At 65.2% G+C, this 3,179-nt stretch carries 2 protein-coding genes and 1 pseudogene; all 3 read left to right on the top strand.

The genetic code is table 11. The annotated features are described in order from the left end of the window. Positions 1-704 (top strand): annotated as a pseudogene (locus tag ACH4C6_RS36285) (transposase); the annotation flags it as partial. A gap of 279 nt (positions 705-983) precedes the next feature. After that, positions 984-1,751: a hypothetical protein gene (locus tag ACH4C6_RS36280; protein WP_398112831.1), complete on the top strand. Its 768-nt coding sequence runs from the start codon at positions 984-986 to the stop codon at positions 1,749-1,751. A gap of 496 nt (positions 1,752-2,247) precedes the next feature. After that, a complete protein-coding gene (locus ACH4C6_RS36275) occupies positions 2,248-3,030 on the top strand; it encodes a transposase family protein (RefSeq protein WP_398112830.1) in 783 nt (260 codons plus the stop codon). The last annotated feature ends 149 nt before the right edge of the window (positions 3,031-3,179 follow it).

Raw genomic sequence — 3,179 nt, 5'->3', positions numbered from 1 at the left:
CAGACGCTGATTCGTACCGACTCTGGCGGTGGCACCCACGACTTCGTCGCATGGCTCGCCCAGCGGGGAAGGTGGCTGTCCTACTCGGTCGGCATGACCATCACCGACGCCATCCACCAGGCCGTCCTCAAGCTCCCGCCCGCCGCATGGGCGGTGGCCGTTGAACCGGAAGGTGAGATCCGCGACGGCGCCTGGGTCGCCGAGCTCGAGGGGGACGTCTTGAAGGGCTGGCCGAAGGGGATGCGGCTGATCGTCCGCAAGGAACGCCCGCACCCCGATGCCCAGTTGCGGTTCACCGATGCCGACGGGCTGCGACTCACGGCGTTCGCCACCAACACCGCCGGCGTCCCCATCGCCGCACTCGAACTGCGGCACCGCCAACGCGCGAGAGCCGAGGACCGCATCCGAACAGCTCGCGCCACCGGTCTGCGCAACCTGCCCCTGCACGACACCGCACAGAACCGGATCTGGCTGGAGATCGTCCAGATCGCCCTCGATCTCCTCGCGTGGATGCCGATGCTCGCTCTGACCGGCAAAACCCGCAGGTGGGAGTCCCGCCGCCTCCGGTCCGCATCTTCTCCGCCGCAGCCCAGATCCTCACGACCGCCCGCCGCCGGCACCTGAGGTTCGCCCGCCACTGGCCCTGGACCGACGTGATCACCGATGCCCTGGCACGGCTCGAAGCCCTTCCGAACCCCGGCTGACCAGCACGTTCCCGTCCCTGCGAGCAGCATCACCCCGACCGCAGCCGTGGAACCCGGCGCTCACCCGACGCGACAGCCGGGCCATCAGCCTGCCTGCCACCAGCCCGCACAACCGAAACGGCCCGCCGAAGAAACCGACGGACCGTCACGAAAGATCGAGGTTAGGCAGGTATCGTGGCGCTTGCAGACCCGCTCGCCCGCAAGAACACGGTGCCGGCAAACTCCGTGGATGCCGCAATAGCCAGATGGATTGCGCAGGTCCGACATCAGGGGAAGTAAATGACTATACGTAGAGCTATCGATGTACCGCCGGGCTCAAATCCAGGAAACCCGGATTGGGTCTTTGAAACCGACCTTCAATGGATGATGCGGACATTGCTCCACGGCGCGTTGGATCTCAATTACATGATGAAGAATGACATCAATCCCGGGACACTGGCCCAAGATACCGCCATTGAGCGATCATGGGGCAAGCTTAATTCGGAAGATATTTGGTCGTGCGTCGTACAATACAGGGGCGAATACTCTGCCACCCTCAGGGGAGATGGGGGAAATATGACGAAAGGAGAAGAAAGGGCTTACATTGATAAGCTGAATCCAGAATACATTTCTCGCAGATGGTCCTCGAGGAAAAATTGGCGCCCGTTCGAGGAGTACTCCCTGGAATCCTACCGAAAAGGGCATGAATCAAATAGCGCAGCCCTAAATAGAGCGCGACAGATCTTGAGTAATAACCCCGCCTCTACGACTAGTCCAGCCGTATTCGCGGACCAGCAGCGCATCCGGTCCCTCCTGATGGCCCACACGCTTGACCGGATGCAGGGCGTGTCGCCCGAGCCCATCCGCATGTACGTCCCGGAGGAATCTCTGGCAGGGGCGCAGAAGTGGGCTGAGGGCGCCTGGACCCATTACCGAAGGGCCATCACCGCAGGTTCGATCATTCCCCATACGCTTGCTGCCGAAAACGGTGCGGCTCCCTCTGCCACAGGCGCGCCGGCCCCTGTTGCCGTTCCGGCGGCTGAGCCTCCGCAGGGACTACGTCGCTGAGCCGCAGGAACCGCGTTGGACGGTGGGGTCGTTCATCAGGTGTCGCCCCGGCCCTATCGTCCGCTGCGAGCATAGGCCCCCCCGGTTGGCGTTGGGATGTTTCTTCTGCCGCTTTTCCCGACTCAGGATGTCCGGGAGGAACAGAGTGCTGACGTACACCAGCGCGGCTGCAGGCGGGTGAGTGAGCCTTTTTCAACTTGACTGTCCGGTCCGCCGATCATGCCGGCGGAGCGTTCCTCGCATGGCGACCGATTGTGGATCTGCTGGTCACGGGCCTGTCACTAACGAGCTCGTGCACGGTAGGCGGTGAGACGTCGAGTTCTCGATCGTTGAACATGGTCAGGTGGTGGGGAACTCAACGTGTGCGGTGATCATCAGTAATCGGCGGATCACGGGCCTGACTGCGGGAGTGATTGCTGAACTCGTCGAGGAGATAGGCCCGTTGTGGCAGGAACGTCACCAGGCGCGGCTTGCCGCCCGACCGCGGAAGCGGGCCGTGGGCGCCGGCGCAAAGCACCGGCTGGTGTTCATCGACCGGCTGCTGGCCACGCTCGTCCATCTTCGGCACGGGGTCACCCACGACGTGCTGGCCTGCTGGTTCGGCGTGGACCGCTCCACCATCACCCGGGCCGTCGGCGAGGTGCGGCCCCTGCTCGCCGAGCGAGGCTGCACGGTCAGCCCCGACGTGCGGCTGCGAACTCTGACCGACGCCGTCGACCACCTCGGCGCGAGCGGGACGACCGGCATCATCGACGGCACCGACATCCGGGTCCGTCGGCCCGCCGCCGGACGAAAAGACCGCGACACGTTCATTTCCTGCAAGAACAAGCAGAACGCCGTCAAGTCCATGGTCGTCACGGACGCCGAAGGCCGCGTGCTGTGGTGCAGCCCAGCACGACCCGCAAGCTGCGCGGACATCACCCACGCCCGCCAGTTAGGGCTGGTCAAGCTCCTGGCCGACGGGCCCGCCGTGGAGATTCTCGCCGATGCCGGCTACCAGGGTCTGGGCGCGCAGACCAGCGGCCGGGTGGTGACACCACCGCACCGCAAGTTCAAGAAGAACGCCCCGGACTGGTACGAGGAGATGCACGAGCGACAGCGCAAGGCACACTCCACACGTCGTATCCGGGTCGAGCACGGGATAGCCCATCTGAAGAACTGGCGGGTCCTGGCCCGCCACCTCGGCCGCCGCGAGCACATGAGCGACACCGTCCAGGCCATCGCCGGCCTGCTGTCCCACCAGCAGACCGCGGACCTGACGCCGACACGGCAGAGGTGACACCGAGCCCCACCGACCGCCTCGACGCCTCCCTGCCTACCGTGCACGAGCTCGCTAGGCAAGAGGCACTCCGCGGCGACGCGGGAGGCGATCAGTGCGGGGCATGCGGCGCGGGGCGAGGTAGCGCGCAGGGAGGCTGCCCTGCAGGG

The sequence above is a fragment of the Streptomyces sp. NPDC017943 genome, from assembly GCF_044328425.1.
In the GTDB taxonomy this organism is placed as follows: Bacteria; Actinomycetota; Actinomycetes; order Streptomycetales; family Streptomycetaceae; genus Streptomyces; species Streptomyces djakartensis_A.
The sequence above is the reverse complement of the archived record's forward strand: the minus strand, read 5'-3'. Positions and strand labels throughout refer to the sequence as shown.